Here is a 19128-nt window from a genome sequence, read left to right as displayed (position 1 = left end):
GCCGCTATTGACCTAACTCTTTCGCCGCCGCCACTAATTTATCCAGTGTGGCATCTAGGTCATCCGGGCGCACATTCTTAGCAAAAACTTTCTTGCCGTCTGCATTTGCTTCAATCGAAAACTCAATCGGCTTACCCGGCAGTCGCTCCTGCACCTCTTTGGCTAGCTTGCCAATATTCTCAACCGTCACCTCAGCGGTCAAAACATTCCACAGCCACTGAGCACCCATGCCACCTGTTGGCACTTCCGAATCGGCTACCCGCTCCACCCGCTCCACTTCATCAAACTTGTTTAGCTCCCGAAACAGCATTTCAGTAAAGGCTTCCTGCTGCGCTTCTGGCATTGCATCATCCGCCTCGCGCCAGTCAATCGTCAGCCAAACAGTCTTAGACATAACAGTTCTTGCAATGACTCCTTTCCATTGTGCGGGTAAAACTAAGCACTTGCCATCTCAGTTTTGGTAGGGTGGGCAATTGCCCACCCTACGGGGTTGTTCCACTCAGTACAAGTCTCGCCGTCTCCTGTTAGACTGCGCTTTGCTCCATCCTCTATCGGACTACACACAACTCTAAGCCTAGACTCACTAAAGTAGAGAATGTAAGAGCGCAACACAACTCATTTTCTACACAAGAGCCATATGCAAGTTGCTAAAGAAGCCATTAAACAAGAAATTGATCAGCTCAACAATTCTCAACTACAACAAATCGCGGAATTCATTGAATTTCTAAAATTCCGCAGCAGATTTCAGCAAAAGCCACCTGATCTAAATCAGTTTGCCAGTCTTTATCGAGAATTTGCCCAAGAAGATCGTGAACTTGCCGAAGCGGGTATGGCCGATTATGCCAACCAGCTACACCAAGAGGACAAGGCATGACTGCCATCAATCGTGGTCAGGTTTGGCTAGCCAATCTGAATCCAACGCGAGGATCTGAGCAAGCAGGCACACGCCCGGTAATTATCTTTCAGGAAAACACATTATCTAAATTCACCACAACCATCATCACAATTCCTGTAACAAGCAACCTGCGTCGTGCCGCGCTGCCTACGTGTATCCAAATTGCCAGCGGTGAGGGAGGATTGAGTAAAGAATCTGTTGCTCTCTGTCACCAACTTCGCGTTTTAGACAAAACTCGGCTGATCAAAAAGCTAGGACAGTTAGAGTCGTCAACACTAGCAGCGCTAGAAACAACCTTGCTGTTTACGTTGGGCTATTCAATCTCGTAGATTTCAGCCCCAAATTGTCTGCTCTCGGTCAGTTTGTCAGTTTTAGCCAGGTGGGCAATTGCCCACCCTACCGGGCTGCTCTCCCGCTATATATTGAAATCCCTCGCTCAGCCTACGAAGCTTGCAAACGCGCCACCACCTGCCGAATCACGCTGGCCTCCACCTGATCTGTCACCTTCGCCTCACCTAGGCGCGTCGGCAGCACAAACCGCACCTGACCGTCCTTCACCTTCTTATCCGTCTTCAGCGTTTCCAGCATCTCGTCAATCGAAAGGTCAGCCGGAATTTGAGTCGGCAAGCCCGCCTTTTCAACTAAAGCCAACTGGCGATCGCTCTCAGCCTGCGTCCACCAGCCCAGCGCCACCGCAATTTGCCCCGCCGCCACCATGCCAATCGCCACCGCCTCACCGTGATTAACCCTGCGATAGCCCGTCAGGCTCTCTACCGCGTGGCCCAGGGTGTGACCATAGTTAAGAATCGCCCGCAGCCCCCCCTCCTTTTCATCCTGGGCCACCACCTCCGCCTTAGCCTGACAGGAGCGGGTCAGAATAGACTGCAACAGCTCATCTGGCACATAGCGAAGCTGGTCGAGCCGCTGAGCCGCCTCTAGCTGCTCAAACAGCTCAGCATCCCAAATCACGCCGTACTTAATCACCTCCGCCATCCCGGCGCGAAACTCACGGGCCGGCAGGGTTGCGAGCACCTGCGGGTCAATCATCACCAGGCGCGGCTGGTGAAAAGCGCCAATCAGGTTCTTGCCCTGGGGATGGTTCACCCCGGTCTTACCGCCAATCGAGGCATCCACCATCGCCAGCAGCGAAGTCGGCATCTGCACCACCGCAATGCCCCGCAGCCAGGTGGCCGCCGCAAATCCGGTCATATCGCCAATCACGCCGCCCCCCAGCGCCACCAGCGCTGACCCCCGCTCTAAGCGATTTTCCAAGGCCGCGTCATAGAGCTTTTGGATCGACTTGAGGGTCTTGTAGCGCTCCCCGGCAGGCAAAATGCAGTGACTCACCTGAAATCCAGCCTGGGTAAGAGAAGCGATCGCCCGCTGGCCGTAATGCTTAAAAATCACCGGATTCGACACCAGCAGCACCTTTTGCCCCGCCTTCAGCAGAGGCCGCTGCCGCTCGGTCAGCCAAGCTCCTATCTGCTCGGTGCCCTGGGGGGTAATGACAACGTTATACGCCTGCTGCGGCAGGGCTACCGAAATGATGGATTTCATAGGTCGAATGCGCGAGGGGAAGCGAACGTGGTTCAATAATTCTTAGCAAGTTATGAGGAAAAATAGCAATGGGCGGCGCAATTACTTACCTGCTTTTACTCGGTGTGGCCTTTGGCACTGCAATGGGCCTATTTTTTGGTCTGCGGGCGGCGAAGCTGATCTAATAGCTCCGGCGCGCTGTAGATAACCGCTAGACTGAGCCAGGCCAGTAGGTTGATGCGCACTTCGTAGAGGGTGACATCAAACAGAGAAAACAGCAGGCAGCTCAGAAAGGCCAGGCCATATCCCCCGATCAGCCAGCGCTGAGCCGGGGAATTTTTGGCGTTTATCAAAGCGCTGACGCCGCGATAGCAGCCCCAGCCCACAAGGCCGCTAAAGGCGATCGCAATCGGCAGGCCCGCTTCTGCCGCCAGATGCAGCCAAAAATTGTGGGCGTGATAGATCATGTCATAGCCAGGAATGCTGCCGGGCACGTACAAAAGCTTGTAGTTACCCAGGCCAACCCCCCACAGCGGATTAGCTTGAATATGGGCCAGCGCCAGCCGCCACACCCCAATCCGGGGGTCATTGGTGAACAGCCCGGCCGAAAGCTGCCGCCCGCCAATGCCCCCCAGCAGCGCTGCCCCAGCGATCGCCAAAATGCCTCCCAGCCCGGCCAGCCTCACCAGGCGGCGGCGCTGACCGCAAAAAGTGACCATCATCACCGCCGCGATCGCCACCAGGAGGCCATTGCGCGAGCCAGAGCAGAAAATGCCCGCCAGCATCAGCCCTGCTGTCAGGTACAGCCAGGCAGGCTGAGTGCGCAAGCGCAGCCCCAAATAGGGCCAGACTCCCCCTCGGTGGCAGGGGGCTGACTGACTCAAAATCAGCCCCAAATTCAGGCCCAGAACCAGAGTGAGATAGCAGGCCAGCGCGTTGGGGTGATCAAAAATAACGTTGGCCCGGTGGCCGAAATTTTCATCTAGGCTGAGGCGGTAGAGCCAGGCGAAAGCAGGCTGCTGCGAATATTGAGCCATGACTGTGGGAGCCATCAGCCAGTATTCCGCGATCGCCAGCAGGTTGATCGGGATAGTCGTCAGCGTCAGCCAGCTCGCCCACTCCTCTAGCTGCGCCCAGGGCCGAGGCAGGGTGGGCAGCCAGGTGACCAGAGCGCCCAGCAGCAGAAAATAGGGCAGGAAATTGGCGAGCTGTAGTAGGGCTTCCAGGCGATCGCTGGCAAACCCAGTGCTTAGAATCAGCGCCACTGCCACCGCCACAAAGCCCCGCTGCCACAGCCAGCCCAAAACATCCCGGCTGCTTGCTCCCAAGCGCAGCAGCAGCACCCCTACAAACCCCACCAGCCCCAGCAGATTGACAAACGGCAGCAAAATTAGGCTGACTGTCGCCAAGTGAGCCAGGCGGGGCCGCAGGGGGGTTCTAGTTAAGTCAATAGGCCCCATATCCCGTAATTACCACCCAAAAAGTGCGAATCAAAATATAAATGTCGAGCCAGACTGACCAGTTACGCACATAGTAAGCGTCTAGGTTAACTCGTTCTTCATAGGGAATGCGGTTACGCCCGGAGACTTGCCACAGGCCGGTGACGCCGGGGAGCACCTGCAAATACAGTTCAAACTTGTCGTCATAGCGCCAAATCTCGTCATTGATGATCGGGCGCGGCCCCACCAGGCTCATCTGCCGGCACAGCACATTCCAAAGCTGGGGCAGCTCGTCTAGGCTGGTGCGGCGCAGCAGCGCCCCGACGCGGGTAGTGCGCGGATCGCGCTGCAGCTTTTGATCTCGCAGCCAGAGGGCTTTGGCATCCGGGTGGCTAGAGAGGTACTGCTCTAAAACCCACGACGAGTCTTTCACCATAGAGCGAAATTTCCAAGCCTTAAAGACTTTGCCATTTTGGCCGATACGGGTATGACCGTAGAAGATGGGGCCGGGGGAATCCAGCTTGACAGCGATCGCAATCAGACCAATCAGCGGCAGAGATAAAATTCCTAAAACCAGGGTTAAACCATAGTCCAGCAGAGCTTTCAGCAGCCGTGGCCCCGGCAGCAAAAGCTGCTGGCGAATCTCTAATCCCAGAATGCCGCCCAGGTCGCGGGCGGCCACCCAGAGACTAGCAATGCCAAACAGGTCGGGAATCACCAGCATGTGGGGAAATGTCTGACCGTGGAGGCTGAGCAGCTTCAGCAGCCGCTCTCTGGGGACGCCGGGCATGGCAGCGATCGCATAGGGAACTTGCTGCTCCCGCACCAGCATCGGCGCTAGAGACAGGCCGCCAATGACGGGTACGCCTGCTAAGCTGCCGTGTTTTTGCGGGTCGTCATCTAGCACCGCCACCGGCTTGAGGCCAATCGCAGGCTGGCGCTGCAGCATCCGAATCACCATCTCCCCGGTCTTACCGGCCCCCAGCACCACCACCGGATAGCCCCACCAGCGGCAGCGGGCAAATACCGAGCGCAAGCCAAAGCGGCCCACCAACACCAGGGCGATCGACAGCAGCCACGCCATCAGGAAAATGGCTCTAGAGTAGGCTTCGCCCTCCCGAAACAAAAAGATAGCCGACCCCAAGGCCAAATAAATCAGCGTCGTCGTCAGGCTGGTGCGCCGTAGCTCCTCCACCGGGCTAATCGCCACCCCTGGGTACAGCCCCACAATGCCGTAAGCCACAATAAATACGCACAGCACCGGCCACAGCGCTCCGTACAGCTCGCGGGTGAACTGGCCGTCAAAAAATAGCCGCATTTCGACGCTGAGCCAGCCCGCCAGCAGCAGAGCCAGAAAGTCAGACAGCAGCAGCAGGCCAATGGTCGGCAGGGGTCGGGTTAAGACCTTAAACTGAATCACTGCAGGCTGTAGAGTTCGATAGAGGGTCATCCGAGATACCACAGAGCGCCGCATTCCCGTAACTACTCTAGGACATCACCTCCCTGAAATTGCAGATAGGTGGTTTCAACCAGGGTCTGAAACTCCTGCTGAAACCGTTCACGGCTGAACTTTTCGGCCTGCTGGCGAATTTGCTGGGAGTCAAAGCGCGATCGCTGCTGCTTAAATTCTTGAACGGCAGCAGCTAAACTGGCCGCCGTCTGTTCGGCAAACAAAACCCCGGTTTCACCGGAAACCACTGTCTCCGCCGCGCCGCCCCGGCCATAGGCAATCACGGGTGCCCCTGCCGCCTGGGCCTCCACCGGGGTGATGCCAAAGTCTTCTTCTGCCGGGAAAATAAAGGCGCGGCAGCGCTGCATGTAGTCAGTCACCACGGCGTCGGGCTGCTGGCCTAAAAGGCGTATGGGCCCACGGGCGATCGCGGCCACCTGTCGCCACTGCGGCCCGTCTCCAATCACCACCAGCGGCAGCCCTAGATTTGCGAAGGCGCGCACCGTCAAATCCACCCGCTTGTAGGGCACAAAGCGCGACACCGTTAAGTAAAAATCTTCTCTGGGAAAATCGGCCCGAAAGCGCTGCACGTCTACGGGCGGATAGATCACCTGGGCCGGACGGCGGTAGGTGCGCCAAATCCGGCGGGCAATATAGCGAGAATTAGCGACAAACCGATCGACCCGATTGGCGCTAGCCACGTCCCACAGCCGCAGATAGTGCAGAATCAGCCGGGTCAGGGCGCTTTTAGCGCCCCGGTCGAGGCCCGCCTGCTGTAGATACTGGTGCTGCAAGTCCCAGGCGTAGCGAATCGGCGTATGCACATAGCTGATATGGAGCTGGTCGGGCCGGGTGAGAACGCCTTTCGCTACTGCATGATTGCTGGAAATTACCAAATCATAGGCTGACAGATCAAACTGCTCCACCGCCAGCGGCATCAGCGGCAGGTATTGGCGAAACTTTTGCCGCGCCAGCGGCAGCTTCTGCAGGAAAGAAGTGGTGACGGGTTTGTGCTGGATGAAGCCGCGCAGGTCATCCGGTAAAAAGTCCACCAGGCTGTATAAATCGGCTTGCGGATAGAGCTGCAAAATCTGCTCAACTACCTTTTCTGAGCCGGCATGGCTGGCTAGCCATTCGTGGGCGATCGCCACTTTCATCGCGTTTATTCACTAAACAGAGAGACATGTTAGAGTTTGATGCGGATGGGGAAATTAGTCACCCATCACCGTATTTGTGATCCAAGCCTGCTTAGTACTTAGAGACTGCCGTGAGTCAAACGAAGATTCCCATCCTCAATCTTAAGCCTCAATATCAGGCCATCAAAGCTGAGATTCAGGCGGCAGTCAATCAGGTACTGGAGTCCGGGCAGTTTGTCTTAGGCAGCATAGTGCAGCAGTTCGAGGCTGCCGCGGCTGACTACCTGGGGGTCAAACACGCGATTGGGGTCAATTCCGGCACCGATGCCTTGATGATTGGCCTGCGGGCTTTGGGCATTGGCCCCGGCGACGAGGTGATTACGACGCCCTTCAGCTTTTTTGCCACGGCAGAATCCATTAGCAGCGTCGGCGCTAAGCCGGTTTTTTCAGATATCGATCCGCGCACCTTCAACCTAGATCCCCAGCAAATCCGCCAGCAGATTACGCCTCAGACCAAAGCCATCATGCCCGTCCACCTCTACGGCAATCCGGCGGCAATGGCTCAGATTGCTGAAATTGCGAGGGAGCACAATCTGAAGCTGATTGAAGACTGTGCGCAGGCGTTCGGCGCTGTCTATAAGGGCGACTGTACGGGCTGTGAAAATAGCTGCTCGGATGCCGTGCGGCAGCAGCTCATGGGCCAGCAGGTAGGGAGTATTGGCGACGTGGGCGCTTTTTCTTTTTTCCCGACTAAAAATCTGGGTGCCTATGGCGATGGCGGGCTGATTGTCACCCACGATCAGGCTGTGGCTGATTTAGCCCGGATGCTGCGGGTACACGGCTCCAAAGAGCGCTACCGCAATGAAATGCTGGGCTACAATTCTCGCCTAGATGCCCTGCAGGCCGCCATCCTACAGGTAAAACTGCGCTACATCGACACCTGGAACCAGCAGCGCCGCCAGATTGCCCAAACCTACAATCAGCAGCTAGCTGCCATAGACGGCCTGATTACCCCCGCTTTGTCTGACGGGCATGTCTTCCACCAGTACACAATTCGAGTCCTCCACGGTAAGCGCGATCGCCTGCAGCAGGCTCTAGCCGCTCAGGGCATCAGCACCATGATTTACTACCCGGTGCCCCAGGATCGCTTACCCATCTACAAAGGTCAGTATCCGGTCAACCCCCACAGCCAAGCTCTGGCGGAGGAGGTGCTGAGCCTGCCTATCTGGCCGGAGCTGGAGCTGAGCCAGGTAAAAGAAATCGCCCAGGCGATCGCGGCTATTTTAGCCCGTTAGACGTAGTGGCCTGATCTGCCCAAGAATGTAGGCTGGGCTAATAGCGAAAAACCTAACAGATGCCTTGCCGGTGTTGGGTTTCGCTAGTCATGCCACACAGACCGTAGGATGGGCAAAGGATGATAATCCGTGCCCATCAGCCTAATGTCTACGCGCTGATGGGCACGCTTTGCTTTGCCCATCCTACGAACTTTTTGCTTGAAGTAGGTTGGGAGGAAGGCACCCAACCTACTGCCTCCGATGATATCTATCCTTGACCGGGGCCGAGGCCGACTTCCGCCGCGTAGACCGCCTGATCCCCCAGCTCGTCCTCAATTCGCAGCAGACGATTGTATTTCGCGACGCGCTCACTGCGACAGAGAGAACCCGTCTTGATCTGTCCGGCCCGGCTAGCGACTGCCAAATCCGCGATGGTTGTATCCTCGGTTTCTCCGGAGCGGTGGCTAATCACGGAGGTATAGCCGCGACGGGTGGCTAGATCGATGGTTTGTAGGGTTTCTGTCAGGGAGCCAATCTGATTGAGCTTAATCAAAATAGAGTTGCCTGCGGCCTGATCAATGCCCTTTTGCAGGCGGGTGGGGTTAGTGACGAATAGGTCGTCGCCCACGAGCTGCACTTTATCCCCCAGCTTAGCCGTCAGCTTTTGCCAGCTTTCCCAGTCGTCCTCATGCAGCCCGTCTTCAATCGACACGATGGGATAGGTGCCCACCAGCTCAGCCAAATACTGAATCAGCTCGTCCGGGGAGTGAGCGGCGCCATCGTAGGTGTACTGACCGTCTTGGTAGAATTCGCTGGCAGCGACATCGAGGGCGAGGGCGACTTGCTCTCCGGGCCTATAGCCTGCCTGCTCGATCGCCGCGACTAAGAGATCTAGAGCCGCCTGGTTAGACTGCAGGTTGGGCGCATAGCCGCCTTCATCTCCCACGCCGCTGAGCAGATTTTTGTCCGCTAGCACCTTGCTCAGGGTGGCAAACACTTCTGCGCCCCAGCGCAGGGCTTCCTTAAAAGAAGAGGCCCCAATGGGCACGATCATAAACTCTTGAATATCGACGTTGTTGCTGGCGTGGGCACCACCGTTGATCACGTTCATTAGCGGTACGGGCAGCACGTTAGCCAGCGGCCCGCCCAGATAGCGGTAGAGGGGGAGGCCCACTGCATCGGCAGCGGCTTTGGCATTGGCCAGCGAAACCGCCAAAATCGCGTTGGCCCCCAGTTTGGATTTATTGCCGGAGCCGTCTAGGTCAATCATGGCTTGGTCAATCACCGTTTGCTCTAGGGCATTGAGGCCAATTAGCTCTGGGGCGATCGCTTCTTCTACGTTCTCTACCGCCTTGAGGACGCCTTTGCCGCCATAGCGACTCTTATCACCGTCCCGCAGCTCGTGGGCCTCGAAGCTACCCGTCGAAGCGCCGCTGGGAACCTGAGCCAGTCCGGCAGCACCGTTAGACAGGTAAACCTCAGCTTCAATCGTGGGCCGTCCTCTGGAATCTAGAATCTCGCGCGCCCGAATGTCTTCAATAGCAGTGTCAATTGTGTCAATCATCTCTCTCATTCCTCATCGACGGCATGACTCTCAGATTGAGTGCAGGATAGGCGTTAAAGGGCAAAGATGTCTAGCCGCTACGCTACCGAATCCTCTCAGCCGCTGACCTAGCCAGTCAATCCAATCGTTAGCATAAGGCGAAGTCTCTAATTCAGCCGGAATCTCCAAAACACTTTGGGATCTGGCAGGATTAGGAAGTTCTGCAGTTCAAGCTTCACGGCGCTAGGGATAGCGGTAGAATCTCCCTGCCCCCCTTGATAAGGGGGTAGCGACAGTCGGGGAGATCTTATGAGCCGTTGAAACCTCGTCAAGTGCATAAGTTTTGAGGATTTAACCTAGAGCCTAAATAAGCTGCAATAGAGGGTGCCGTTGGCCTGCCGGGAACTGAAATGGCCCAGCAATTTATCCTGCGACTCAAATTTACCTCTAAGATTGATGCCTAGCGCTTTTGAGCAAACTGCTATGTCCTCTGATTTTGATGCCGCCGCTGCCCAGCAGCGAGTTGACCAGTTTTGGCAGCTCTCAGCCAGCTTTGGCATGGAACGCAATGCTTATCACAACTATCTCAACGAAATTGTCAGCGATCGCTATACGCTGATCAATGGCCTGCAACTGCTGCGAGACGAACTGCAGTTTGCCGCCTCTAGTCCCACCGATATGAGAGCCTGCGGCGCTGATTTGAGCCTGCCCAGCGTAGTCACAACTCTGGCCTATACCAACTGCGGCGATCGCATTCACCAGGGCGAAGTGACTAAACGCTACCGGGACGTAGTCGCCTCGCGCTTTGCCACCCTCTCTGAAATTGGCGAGCTGAAGCTAGAAGCTTTCTTCCCCGCCGGGGGCGGTACGGACAATGGGGCTACCCTGGCCCACGTTACGGTGGCCCATCAGCTCGATCAGCCCCTGCGTCAGCGGCTCTATGCGGGCAATCCTCAGTCGATGGTTTTAGTGGCGGTCGATCTGAAAACCCACGTCGGGCGGCTAGAAGAAAATGGCCAGCGGATCTATGGCAAAACCCGTGAGTCTCCCTGGCGCGAACCGCGAGCGGCCTGCGGAGCGATCGCGGGCGCACTGGCTAACTACCATCCCCACAACCTAATTCATCGGCGCATCCGTGATGATTTGGGGGAGCAGAATTTTCAGTATCTCTCCACCCATCAGATTCTGACAGACACCGGCATTGACATCACTTTGGCCGTCGCCGCCGCGATCGTCGCCATTCGCGGCATCCGCAATACGGCCATGGCGCTAACTCAGGAACTCGACGAACGGGGCCTTGCCCACCTGACGGCCAGCACCACGGTCAACCGCCCGTCACGGGACGATCTGGTGCTTTACCTGGCGAGGGCCACCGTCTTTAACGGCAAGGTGCGGATTCAAAGCTTAGGGACTAGGGCCGCCAAGTACAGCGGCAAGCTGATTAAGTATGCTGGCGAGCAGCGGTTGCAGCTAATTTACGACAACCTGGATACCGAGAATTTGCCCATCGAAGAAATTCCCTACAAGATGCGAGCCTCAGGTGTCTAGTCCTGTTTATCTCAGGAATATCACGTCTTAGGGCAGATGAGATTGCCGCTCGGTTCTCACCAAAATAGGTCTTATCCTTTTGAGGAGCTGACCCTATGACGCCGCTTGCTGAACACCACCTTTCTTACTGGATTGACTCTACGCTGCCGTCCAACTATCCGGCTGTTACTCAAGATGTCGCTGTCGATGTTGCCATTGTGGGCGCAGGACTAGCGGGCGTAACCACAGCCTTTCTGCTAAAGCGGGCGGGTAAAACCGTAGCCCTTATTGAAGCTGAGCATATTGGTAAGGGCGTTTCGGGCCACACGACGGCTAAGGTGACGGCGCTGCACCAGCTAATCTATGCTGAGCTGATCAAGCAGCACGGCCAGGAGAATGCTCGCCTATATGGGGAATCTAATCTGGCCGCTGTTGAGAAGCTGGCCCAAATTGTGGCGGCTGAGAATATCGACTGCGACTTTGAGCGCAAAAATACGTACACCTTTGCGACCGATGCCGCTGGCTTAGAAAAGCTGCAGGCGGAACTCAAGGCCACCATCAGCCTAGAACTTCCCGTGACGCTGGTAGAAACGCTGGATCTGCCCTTTGCTGTCACGGGAGCACTCCAGCTTGCCAATCAGGCGCAGTTTCATCCCCGCAAGTTTACGCTAGCGATCGCGGCCACCCTTCCCGGTGACGGCAGCTATGTGTTTGAGCAGACCCGCGTCATGACCGTTAAAGGTGAAGAACCCTGCCGCGTCATGACCCGCAATGGCCCGACGATCACGGCTCAGGACGTGGTCGTGACCACTAACCTGCCTATCCTTGATCCGGGGCTGTTCTTTGCGAAGAGCTATCCCCAGCGCTCTTATATCGTTGGCGGTCGGATTGACGCTGATAAAGCGCCTCAGGATACCTACATTGGCGTTGGCGAAAAATATCGCTCGCTGCGCACTACGCCCACCGATGATGGCGGCACTCTGCTGCTGGTAGGCGGCGAAGGTCACAAAGTTGGCGATGACGCGGCTACTGAAGAGCGCTATGAAGCCTTAGAGGAATACATGCAGACTCAGTTTGGCGTGATGCCAGAGTACCGCTGGTCTACCCAGGACTTTGTCTCCTTTGACAAGCTGCCCTATATCGGCAAGCTCACCCCTGCCAGCAACCACACCTATGTCGCCACTGGCTTTAGCCTTTGGGGTATGAGCAAGTCGGTCTTGTCGGCGATGATTCTGTCAGACACGATTCTAGGGGTTGGCAATCCCTGGGCTAAGCTCTATGACGCCACCCGACCGACGCCGTTTGTCAGCCAGGAGTCCGTCAAGCAAAATCTGGATGTGGGTACTCGCTGGGTGGGCGATCGCCTCAAAGGTCTTTTTGACTCTGCTGAAAAGGTCAAGGTGGGTGAAGGCAAGCTAGTGACCCATAACGGCGAGAAAATTGCTGCCTACCGAGATACCAGCGGCCAGCTGCACACAGTCTCAGCAGTTTGTCCCCACTTGGGCTGCATCGTCGCCTGGAATGACGCTGAGAAAAGCTGGGATTGCCCCTGTCACGGCTCCCGCTTCGGCTACGAAGGGGAAATTCTGCACGCCCCTGCCGTCAATCCGCTAGAGAACAAAGCATAAGAGCGGCTTCTAGCGAAGTTCAGTCAAAATCCCGTCCTGTGTCAAGTCTCCGTGGCGGTCTCAGCTACCAATAGATTCGTTTCGGGTGGAGCAGGACGGATACCTACTGGAATTTGAATAATAAATTCAGAGCCTTGATTGGAGCGGGAATTGCACCATATCTTGCCTTTGTGTTTTTCAACGATGATTTGATAACTGATAGAGAGGCCCAACCCCGTTCCCTTCCCCACTTCCTTGGTGGTAAAGAAAGGGTCAAATAACTTACTGCGAGCTGCTTCAGAAATTTCTGAACCGTTGTTGGCAATCCCAATGGTGATCCAATTGGGGTCATTCACCTCTGTGTGTAATCGAATTTGCGGATAGAGATTGACTTCGTGCTCAGAAGCTTGTGCATCTGACTTGACCATACTCTCTTCAAGCGCATCAATAGCATTGCTCAATATATTCATAAATACCTGGTTGATTTCCCCGGCAAAGCAGTAAACAGGGGGTAAAACACCATAGTCTTTGATGACTTCAATGGCTGGTCGGCGGGACTGAGCCTTCAGACGATGGCCTAAAATTGTGAGCGTGCTGTCGAGGCCGTCATGGATGTTGACCGCTTTCATAACAGCTTCATCGCGGCGAGAAAAATTTCTCAAACTGACAACAATTTGTCGAATCCGTTCTGCCCCTGACTGAATTGATTCCAACAGATTAGACAAGTCTTTAGTCACAAAGTCGAGGTCGATACGGTTCTCTGCTTCTCGAACTTCGCGGGGAGGATTGGGAGAATACTGCTGATATAGGTGAACCAGGGTAAGTAAATCCTGAAAATACTCTTTAGCCGGAAATAAATTGCCGTAAATAAAACTGACTGGATTGTTAATTTCGTGGGCAACTCCAGCGACCATCTGTCCCAACCCTGCCATCTTTTCCATGTGTACTCGTTCTGGCATTTGCTGGAGTTCTTTCACCAACTGCGCTGATTCTTCTAGCTGCGCCTTAATTTTGCGATCGCGGTGTTTGAGCTGCTCCGTCATGTAGTTAAAGCTCATCGCCAGCCGGGCCACTTCATCACTGCCATCAGCGGGTATATGAACGCCAAGATCGCCGCTTGCTAGTTTTTGGGTGACTTCTGTCAGCTTAGTAATTCGATGGGTGATCAAGCGGGTAATCCACAGGCTGATAGCAGAAACCATCAGCCCCCCAACCAAGCCCACACTGCCGACCAAAAGCCAAAGTTGTCGCTGAGAGGCTCGAAATGCGGCTAGCGGCGTCAATACAACAGCTTGAAATCGGTCATCAATAATCTGGGGTAGTTCAATAGATTGGCCGAGGTAAGCAGCTCCATCAATTTGCACTAGCTGCGACGGTGAAGGCTGCGGCGACCAGTTTACCGGGGTCTGGATGGGCAACGTAGCGGCGATCACCTCTGAGTCTTGTAGAATCAGAATTTGCTGCCGTCTAGGCCCCAAAATCATGCTCAAAACTTTTGGCGTCAAGGCATAACCCACCATGATGCTACCAACGTCCCCCTGGCGGGACGTCACTGATAGGGTCTTGATCAGCAAGGGCATTGCTCCATCTGCCGTGACCACCAGACTGTTCACCAGTAGCTCTTGGCGAGCAAATTCCATCACTTCTGAGTCCTGAAGCTGGGCTGAACCCAAAACAGTGCTTCTTAAATCAGATAGAACGATACCCTCGCGATCAAAAATTTTGACCAGATCTAATTTGAGATCTGATCTGAGCGGTAGCAGAATTTTTAATAGGGCTTGTTCATCCTGAGCCGCCACGGCTTCTGATAGGGGAGCAATGTCAGTAATTGATTTTGCTTTAAAGCTCAGAAGTTCTTGGGCTGCGTCAATCTCTTTGGCTATTTGAACTGCAGCATTCCGGGTTTCTCTTTCTAAATCATTCGACTGCTTGCTAGTCTCAAGGTAGCCTACCGCAACCGTTCCCACCGTCCACATGCCGAGAAAAACAGACAGTATCGGAAGTAGGATTTTACCCGCTAAGGGGAGTTTCGAGTAGCGAAGATTGATCACAATGGTTGTAATAGATAATTTCCATTTGCCAATTTATGGACCTAATTTGTTAGGGCAGGAGCAAAGCCAGCTTGCTGCAAGATGTTTGTCCCCGTCTCGCTAGAAATAAAATTAATGAAACCTTGGGTCGTTTCGGACGGTGTTCCATACCAAACAATTCCCAAGGTGCGATACATAGCATATCTACCCGAATCTAAGTTCGCGGCTGTGGGAGCAATGCCGTCAAGACTCATGGATTTCACAGGCGGTTGGCCAGAAGCAATCCTGGACCAAGAGACGGTTCCAATGCTGTAGGGCGTATTTTGTAGGGCTTCAATTAGATCTGATTCGCGGCGCAGCCTAATGGCCCCAGGAGCATTTTTGAGATCTGAGCCTAAGTAGTGCTTACGTAGCAGGCGTTTGGCTGAGGTATCTTCTGCCCTATCTAAAACAACAATCTCAGCATCGGGGCCACCTAGCATTTTCCAGTTTGTCACCTCACCGCTGTAAATAGCCTGTAGGGTAGCGGTAGTTAAATCATCAACGCCTTCAACACTGGGATGAGTGGCAATAAGCAAGGCGTCTCTAGCAATTTCAAGATGCACTAAGTTGTCGTCGGCTTCTGTCGATTTGGGCGGGCGGGTAACGGTACCAATTTCCGCCAAGCCTGCTTTAACCCCAGCAATGCCGCCGCTTGACTGACTAGAATCCAGAAACGTTATTTGGATATCGCCGACCTTTGACTGGTAGGCTGAGGCCAGTAATTTGATAGCAGGATAGGGCGTACTGGCCCCAATAATGTCAATCTTCTGGCTGGCTTGCGGTTTTTTTAAGGCCGCATCTTGAGCCGGGTCACGGCTCTCTGGTAAAGAGGCCACGGGTATGATTCCGCATCCTAAGGGAAATATCATTAGGCCGCTCAGCATCAAAGCCCAGGTTTTACGACGTCTCATTTCTGCACTCCAAACCAAATCACGATCCAGGGAACATCCATCCAAAGGTAAAACGCTTGGCCTGCAGCAAATGCCCGTTGAGCGGGGCTATGACTTCCAGCCTTACCAGCTGCTATAGCAGTCGCTACATATGGATTTAGACATAGTTTTCCCGACTATTGCGGCTTCTTTGTATAAAGACATACGAAATTTGAGAGCACACGAATTGTTGCTGGGGACTTAAAAGGACGCTCACCTATTAAAAAGGCGCACGTTGCCGTACGCCCAACTTTAATTCACTAAGTCACTAAAAAAACTACAGACTACTTCTTTGGGGCGTGTAGCGATACCAGCTTTGCACCCGGTTTTCTTCTAAAATTGCCTCGGCCATTTGAATCTCTTCTGGCGTACCTTCCGCCATGACGAGGTACTCACCCGCTTCCACCCGTTCATTGTAGTATTTGGCTTTTTCTTCGGGAACGCCCCAGCCGATCAGGGCGCCCAGCAGACCGCCGCCAGCCGCACCGATGCCTGCGCCCAGCAGCGTATTGGCTAAGACCACGCCTAGTTCTAGAGCCGGGCCAACTCCTGGAATCGCTAAGACGCCCAGGCTGCCTACTAGACCCATAATGCCGCCCGTAGCGGTACCGGCGACAGCCCCCGCTTTAGCGCCGCCCTTGGCCTGCTCGTCTTTGCCTTTGACCTCGGTTCCAGCCATAGAGGTGGCGCAGTCTCGGTTGGTCACAACCGAAATTTTGTCCATGTTGAAGCCCGCATCCCGTAGCTTGGTTAAGGCGGCTTCGGCCACAGCGCGATCGCTAAACAGCCCAATTGCTCTTTGAGTTTCACCAACGTACATAATAAAGTCTCTCCCTACTTCTTGTTAGCCAGTTCAGCCCTGGCAGTACGCTTTCATAATGGCGATCGCGCTGTGGAGATGCTTCAGTCGTGTGGGAGAATCTCAGAAAAAATCAGCCTGCTGGATACGCCGTAGGACTATACATTGAGGGAGATTTGTGGCGTATCACACAGCGTCTACGGCTCTATTGAGCCAGAGTCGTGTGGCCTGCAGCCTAGCTTTTTGCAAGGGCGGCTACAGCCCAGGACTCAGCGCCGAAATCCTCAGGCAAATGTAACAGTGCGCTATATTTTAGAGCAGCCGACTGCGGCTAGGGCTACTATCAGACTCGTCAGCTAGTTTCTAGCAGCTAACCCTTTGCTGAGGACAAGACTCCTCATAAACCATGCGGTCTTCTCAGATTAAAAATATCGCCCTTTTCCTGCTGTGTCTGCTAGCGCTACCGCTCTTGCTAGCCGGGGTGAAGGTGGCGATCGCCTGGGCGGCTGAACGCTATGTCTATTCGGTGCCCTGGATTGGGGGACTGCTCAAAAGTTTAGAGATTGTTGAACTCTCCAATATTGTCGTCTTTGCCCTGCTGGGGCTAGGGCTGGGCGCGGCTACGATCTTTCTGCCTAAGCTCAGAGGCGTTGCGCCCAAAGTGGGCATTATGCTGCTTGTCTTTATCCTAGCGGCAGGCGTTTTCAGTGCTAGCTATGTCACCCGCCAGCATCTCTGGATTCAAAGAATTGCCGATCGCTCAGACATCTCTTTGGCAGCGGCTGAGAACCTAACTAACGACCTGCTAATGACGCAGGTTGGCGATCGCGGGTTTTGGGGCTTTTATCGCTATACTACCCAGGTCCCCGTCCTGCCCACCGACGCCGACGATCTCAAAAACCTCGCAGCTGAAGAGAAATGGGTGCGATCGGAGCTGACGCGCTTCAGCGGCGTAGAACCGGGGGTTTTCTCCCGCGTCTTTCGCCTCGCTGGCTGGGGCATCCGCATCTTTTATATGCTGCTAGCGGCTGTGACCGTCCTGATTTACTTCCTCAAAGGCACGCACTGGGCCGAAACCCAGACCCCTAAATCCGCGCCGCCGCCTGCCCCTAAAAAAGTACCCCAAAGACGATGACCTCACTGGCCGCCATCATTTTAGCCGGCGGGAACAGTACCCGTATGGGAACGGACAAAGCGCTGCTGCAGCTTGACGGTCAGCCCTTGCTGCAGCGCATTTATCAGGTGGCCCACAGTCTATCCGACCCGATCTATGTGGTCACGCCCTGGGGCGATCGCTATCGGTCTGTGCTGCCGCAGGAGTGCCGCTGGGTGGCAGAAACCCCAGTCAACGCCGAAGATCCTTTTCCCGAAATCTCCCACGGGCCAATGGTGGGCTTCATTCAAGGGCTGCGGCAGGTAGAGGCAGACTGGGTACTGCTGCTAGCCTGCGACCTGCCCAACCTGCAGGCCGACATCTTGCAGCAGTGGGCAGAGCGCTTACCGCAGGTGCCGCCCGGTACGGTCGCCCTATTGCCCCATCAGCCGAAGGGCTGGGAACCTTTGTGTGGCTTCTATCGCCGTCAGAGCCTGCCTGATCTAGAACGTTTTTTGGCGACGAGCGGACGCTCTTTTCAGCGCTGGCTCAGCCATCAAACAGTTGAACCGATCGAAGGCTGGGATCGCCGTCTCTTGTTTAACTGCAACACCCCGGCAGATTTACGGCAAACTATAGAAGATGATCAATTCAGCTTAACCTGAAGTAACACGATTCTCAGGAGCGAAAACGCATGGAGGCAATGGACTTTTTTCGGCTGAGTGAAGGGCGCTGGCGATCGCAGCGAACCACCCATCACCTGCCGTTTCGGCGGGCCGAACTGGGAGAACTGGAGATTCAAGCCAGTGCCATAGAAGCGGGCGATCCCAGGCTGGCGGAGATTTGCCAGCTCCACCAGATTGATCCCAACCTGGCTATTGGCGGTGGTTCGGTTCAGTGGCAAGGCTCAATGGCCTGGGATCAAGACAAAGACGGTCACCAGGGCGCTACCATTTTTGCCCTCGTTCCCGACGATGGCAATCCCAATCAGGGCAAGCTTTTGCGCGATGTGGGCTATGCTGAAAAAATGCCCGTAGTCGGTTACTTTCAGGTGGACGATCAGGGCGGCCTCAACTTAATTACTGACTACGAAGCCACTAGCTCAATTGAGCGCTTCTGGTTTCCCAATCCCAACCTGCGCATTCGCACCAGCACCGTACAGCGCTTTGGCGGCTTCAGCACCGCTTCTTTCTGCGCTGAAACTCGCCTAACCGATGATGCTGCCGAGAGTGCCCATGTTGAATCCCAGCCAGCCAGCCCCGCCGCCCAGTTCCACTCTATCTGGGGCTGGTGAGGTCGATCCGGTTCTGATGGGTTCAGACTACCTGCAGCGGCTGCGGCAACTGGCGATCGCGCCGGATATGATCCAGCTACCGGAGGAGATGTCGCGGCGACTGCAGATTAACCGCTGGATCGGTCTGCACGTTGAGCGGGTGAACGCTCAGCTACGACAGTTTCTAGCGGCCTGTCAGGATTGCTTCCAGCCCGGTCAGCAGCTTTTGGCAGAAGTGCTAGCCGCGCCTATTGCAGAACGCTACGGCATTGATGCCCTCTGCAATCTCCAGGTACAGCCCGTAACCCTGCTGATTGATGTGGGGCAAATTGCCCCCGCCGATTGGCAAGCGGCAGTTGTGCATGAATATGCCCACGCGCAGGTGGGTTTACCGGGACATGATCCGTCATTCCGACAGGTCTTGTCGCATCTCTGTCTAGGCTTAGCGCTGCCGCCGCCGCCAACTACGCTCACCGATGCAGAACTCAGCAGTTGGCCTCCCTGCCGTCGCCAAGCCAACAAGTATTCTTTTTGGGAAGGAAAACTGTAAAAACT

19 protein-coding genes are annotated in these 19128 nt (G+C 55.0%); 10 read left to right on the top strand and 9 right to left on the bottom strand.

Annotated features, from left to right (window positions below):
* Positions 1-4: 4 nt before the first annotated feature.
* Positions 5-394, bottom strand: a complete 390-nt coding sequence (locus QJQ48_RS09060; RefSeq protein ID WP_346290896.1) for a hypothetical protein — start codon at positions 392-394, stop codon at positions 5-7.
* Positions 395-637: 243 nt separating this feature from the next.
* On the opposite strand from QJQ48_RS09060, the gene QJQ48_RS09055 reads away from it, so the two are divergent.
* Positions 638-874, top strand: coding sequence for a hypothetical protein (locus tag QJQ48_RS09055; protein WP_346290895.1), 237 nt, complete (start codon positions 638-640; stop codon positions 872-874).
* Positions 871-1224: a type II toxin-antitoxin system PemK/MazF family toxin gene (locus tag QJQ48_RS09050; RefSeq protein ID WP_346290894.1), complete on the top strand. Its 354-nt coding sequence runs from the start codon at positions 871-873 to the stop codon at positions 1222-1224. The genes QJQ48_RS09055 and QJQ48_RS09050 overlap by 4 nt, the downstream gene beginning before the upstream one ends.
* A 112-nt stretch (positions 1225-1336) precedes the next feature.
* Here QJQ48_RS09050 and aroB read toward each other — a convergent pair whose 3' ends face one another.
* Complete coding sequence (aroB, locus tag QJQ48_RS09045) at positions 1337-2452, bottom strand: 3-dehydroquinate synthase (RefSeq protein WP_346290893.1); 1116 nt, start codon at positions 2450-2452, stop codon at positions 1337-1339.
* A gap of 68 nt (positions 2453-2520) precedes the next feature.
* Between aroB and petL the strand changes: the two genes are divergently transcribed.
* Positions 2521-2616, top strand: coding sequence for a cytochrome b6-f complex subunit PetL (gene petL / locus QJQ48_RS28375; RefSeq protein WP_428843035.1), 96 nt, complete (start codon positions 2521-2523; stop codon positions 2614-2616).
* Here the strand turns inward: petL and QJQ48_RS09040 are convergent.
* Genes QJQ48_RS09040 through QJQ48_RS09030 form a run of 3 tightly spaced genes read right to left on the bottom strand, consistent with a single transcriptional unit; the run spans position 2581 to position 6477 of the window.
* A complete protein-coding gene (locus QJQ48_RS09040; RefSeq protein WP_346290892.1) occupies positions 2581-3891 on the bottom strand; it encodes an O-antigen ligase family protein in 1311 nt (436 codons plus the stop codon). The genes petL and QJQ48_RS09040 overlap by 36 nt on opposite strands.
* On the bottom strand, positions 3878-5344 hold the full coding sequence (gene wbaP, locus QJQ48_RS09035; RefSeq protein ID WP_346290891.1) for an undecaprenyl-phosphate galactose phosphotransferase WbaP: 1467 nt from the start codon (positions 5342-5344) through the stop codon (positions 3878-3880). The genes QJQ48_RS09040 and wbaP overlap by 14 nt, the downstream gene beginning before the upstream one ends.
* 8 nt (positions 5345-5352) lie before the next feature.
* Complete coding sequence (locus tag QJQ48_RS09030; RefSeq protein ID WP_346290890.1) at positions 5353-6477, bottom strand: glycosyltransferase family 4 protein; 1125 nt, start codon at positions 6475-6477, stop codon at positions 5353-5355.
* A 110-nt stretch (positions 6478-6587) separates the two neighbouring features.
* Between QJQ48_RS09030 and QJQ48_RS09025 the strand changes: the two genes are divergently transcribed.
* Positions 6588-7751 (top strand): DegT/DnrJ/EryC1/StrS family aminotransferase, encoded by a 1164-nt coding sequence (locus tag QJQ48_RS09025; RefSeq protein ID WP_346290889.1) that lies wholly within the window; start codon positions 6588-6590, stop codon positions 7749-7751.
* A gap of 247 nt (positions 7752-7998) precedes the next feature.
* Here QJQ48_RS09025 and eno read toward each other — a convergent pair whose 3' ends face one another.
* Positions 7999-9294, bottom strand: a complete 1296-nt coding sequence (gene eno, locus QJQ48_RS09020; protein ID WP_346290888.1) for a phosphopyruvate hydratase — start codon at positions 9292-9294, stop codon at positions 7999-8001.
* A gap of 462 nt (positions 9295-9756) precedes the next feature.
* On the opposite strand from eno, the gene QJQ48_RS09015 reads away from it, so the two are divergent.
* Both QJQ48_RS09015 and QJQ48_RS09010 read left to right on the top strand, forming a co-directional pair.
* A complete protein-coding gene (locus tag QJQ48_RS09015; RefSeq protein ID WP_346290887.1) occupies positions 9757-10821 on the top strand; it encodes a hypothetical protein in 1065 nt (354 codons plus the stop codon).
* Positions 10822-10916: 95 nt separating this feature from the next.
* Positions 10917-12428, top strand: a complete 1512-nt coding sequence (locus QJQ48_RS09010; RefSeq protein WP_346290886.1) for an FAD-dependent oxidoreductase — start codon at positions 10917-10919, stop codon at positions 12426-12428.
* A 41-nt stretch (positions 12429-12469) separates the two neighbouring features.
* On the opposite strand, the gene QJQ48_RS09005 is transcribed toward QJQ48_RS09010, so the two are convergent.
* The 3 genes from QJQ48_RS09005 to QJQ48_RS08995 all read right to left on the bottom strand — a co-directional run bounded on the left by QJQ48_RS09005 (position 12470) and on the right by QJQ48_RS08995 (position 16228).
* Positions 12470-14458, bottom strand: coding sequence for a sensor histidine kinase (locus tag QJQ48_RS09005; protein WP_346290885.1), 1989 nt, complete (start codon positions 14456-14458; stop codon positions 12470-12472).
* Positions 14459-14499: 41 nt separating this feature from the next.
* Positions 14500-15315, bottom strand: a complete 816-nt coding sequence (locus tag QJQ48_RS09000; protein WP_346290884.1) for a substrate-binding domain-containing protein — start codon at positions 15313-15315, stop codon at positions 14500-14502.
* Between the two features lie 370 nt (positions 15316-15685).
* Entirely contained in the window at positions 15686-16228 is a 543-nt protein-coding gene (locus QJQ48_RS08995; protein WP_346290883.1) for a hypothetical protein, read from the bottom strand.
* Positions 16229-16613: 385 nt separating this feature from the next.
* Here QJQ48_RS08995 and QJQ48_RS08990 point away from each other — a divergent pair, with 385 nt between their 5' ends.
* The 4 genes from QJQ48_RS08990 to QJQ48_RS08975 are packed head-to-tail and all read left to right on the top strand — an operon-like array spanning position 16614 to position 19123.
* Positions 16614-17342 (top strand): hypothetical protein, encoded by a 729-nt coding sequence (locus QJQ48_RS08990; RefSeq protein ID WP_346290882.1) that lies wholly within the window; start codon positions 16614-16616, stop codon positions 17340-17342.
* Positions 17339-17965 carry a molybdenum cofactor guanylyltransferase gene (locus tag QJQ48_RS08985; RefSeq protein ID WP_346290881.1) on the top strand — a complete coding sequence of 209 codons (627 nt, stop codon included), beginning with the start codon at positions 17339-17341 and terminating at the stop codon, positions 17963-17965. The genes QJQ48_RS08990 and QJQ48_RS08985 overlap by 4 nt, the downstream gene beginning before the upstream one ends.
* A 29-nt stretch (positions 17966-17994) precedes the next feature.
* A complete protein-coding gene (locus QJQ48_RS08980) occupies positions 17995-18594 on the top strand; it encodes a phycobiliprotein lyase (RefSeq protein ID WP_346290880.1) in 600 nt (199 codons plus the stop codon).
* Positions 18515-19123 carry a hypothetical protein gene (locus tag QJQ48_RS08975; protein ID WP_346290879.1) on the top strand — a complete coding sequence of 203 codons (609 nt, stop codon included), beginning with the start codon at positions 18515-18517 and terminating at the stop codon, positions 19121-19123. Before QJQ48_RS08980 ends, QJQ48_RS08975 begins: the two co-directional genes overlap by 80 nt.
* Positions 19124-19128: the final 5 nt, after the last annotated feature.

This window comes from Sphaerothrix gracilis Ecp01 (assembly GCF_030405905.1).
GTDB lineage: Bacteria > Cyanobacteriota > Cyanobacteriia > Phormidesmidales > Phormidesmidaceae > Sphaerothrix > Sphaerothrix gracilis.
This window is presented reverse-complemented; position numbering and strand designations above follow the sequence as displayed.

What these genes read in the sequence shown, in the direction of transcription:
- petL (WP_428843035.1), top strand. Translation starts at nt 2,521, where the DNA reads ATGGGCGGCGCAATTACTTACCTGCTTTTACTCGGTGTGGCCTTTGGC.
- QJQ48_RS08990 (WP_346290882.1), top strand. Translation starts at nt 16,614, where the DNA reads ATGCGGTCTTCTCAGATTAAAAATATCGCCCTTTTCCTGCTGTGTCTG.
- QJQ48_RS09040 (WP_346290892.1), bottom strand. Translation starts at nt 3,891, where the DNA reads ATGGGGCCTATTGACTTAACTAGAACCCCCCTGCGGCCCCGCCTGGCT.
- aroB (WP_346290893.1), bottom strand. Translation starts at nt 2,452, where the DNA reads ATGAAATCCATCATTTCGGTAGCCCTGCCGCAGCAGGCGTATAACGTT.
- QJQ48_RS09015 (WP_346290887.1), top strand. Translation starts at nt 9,757, where the DNA reads ATGTCCTCTGATTTTGATGCCGCCGCTGCCCAGCAGCGAGTTGACCAG.
- wbaP (WP_346290891.1), bottom strand. Translation starts at nt 5,344, where the DNA reads ATGCGGCGCTCTGTGGTATCTCGGATGACCCTCTATCGAACTCTACAG.
- QJQ48_RS09050 (WP_346290894.1), top strand. Translation starts at nt 871, where the DNA reads ATGACTGCCATCAATCGTGGTCAGGTTTGGCTAGCCAATCTGAATCCA.
- QJQ48_RS08975 (WP_346290879.1), top strand. Translation starts at nt 18,515, where the DNA reads ATGATGCTGCCGAGAGTGCCCATGTTGAATCCCAGCCAGCCAGCCCCG.
- QJQ48_RS09030 (WP_346290890.1), bottom strand. Translation starts at nt 6,477, where the DNA reads ATGAAAGTGGCGATCGCCCACGAATGGCTAGCCAGCCATGCCGGCTCA.
- QJQ48_RS08980 (WP_346290880.1), top strand. Translation starts at nt 17,995, where the DNA reads ATGGAGGCAATGGACTTTTTTCGGCTGAGTGAAGGGCGCTGGCGATCG.
- QJQ48_RS08985 (WP_346290881.1), top strand. Translation starts at nt 17,339, where the DNA reads ATGACCTCACTGGCCGCCATCATTTTAGCCGGCGGGAACAGTACCCGT.
- eno (WP_346290888.1), bottom strand. Translation starts at nt 9,294, where the DNA reads ATGATTGACACAATTGACACTGCTATTGAAGACATTCGGGCGCGCGAG.
- QJQ48_RS08995 (WP_346290883.1), bottom strand. Translation starts at nt 16,228, where the DNA reads ATGTACGTTGGTGAAACTCAAAGAGCAATTGGGCTGTTTAGCGATCGC.
- QJQ48_RS09060 (WP_346290896.1), bottom strand. Translation starts at nt 394, where the DNA reads ATGTCTAAGACTGTTTGGCTGACGATTGACTGGCGCGAGGCGGATGAT.
- QJQ48_RS09055 (WP_346290895.1), top strand. Translation starts at nt 638, where the DNA reads ATGCAAGTTGCTAAAGAAGCCATTAAACAAGAAATTGATCAGCTCAAC.
- QJQ48_RS09010 (WP_346290886.1), top strand. Translation starts at nt 10,917, where the DNA reads ATGACGCCGCTTGCTGAACACCACCTTTCTTACTGGATTGACTCTACG.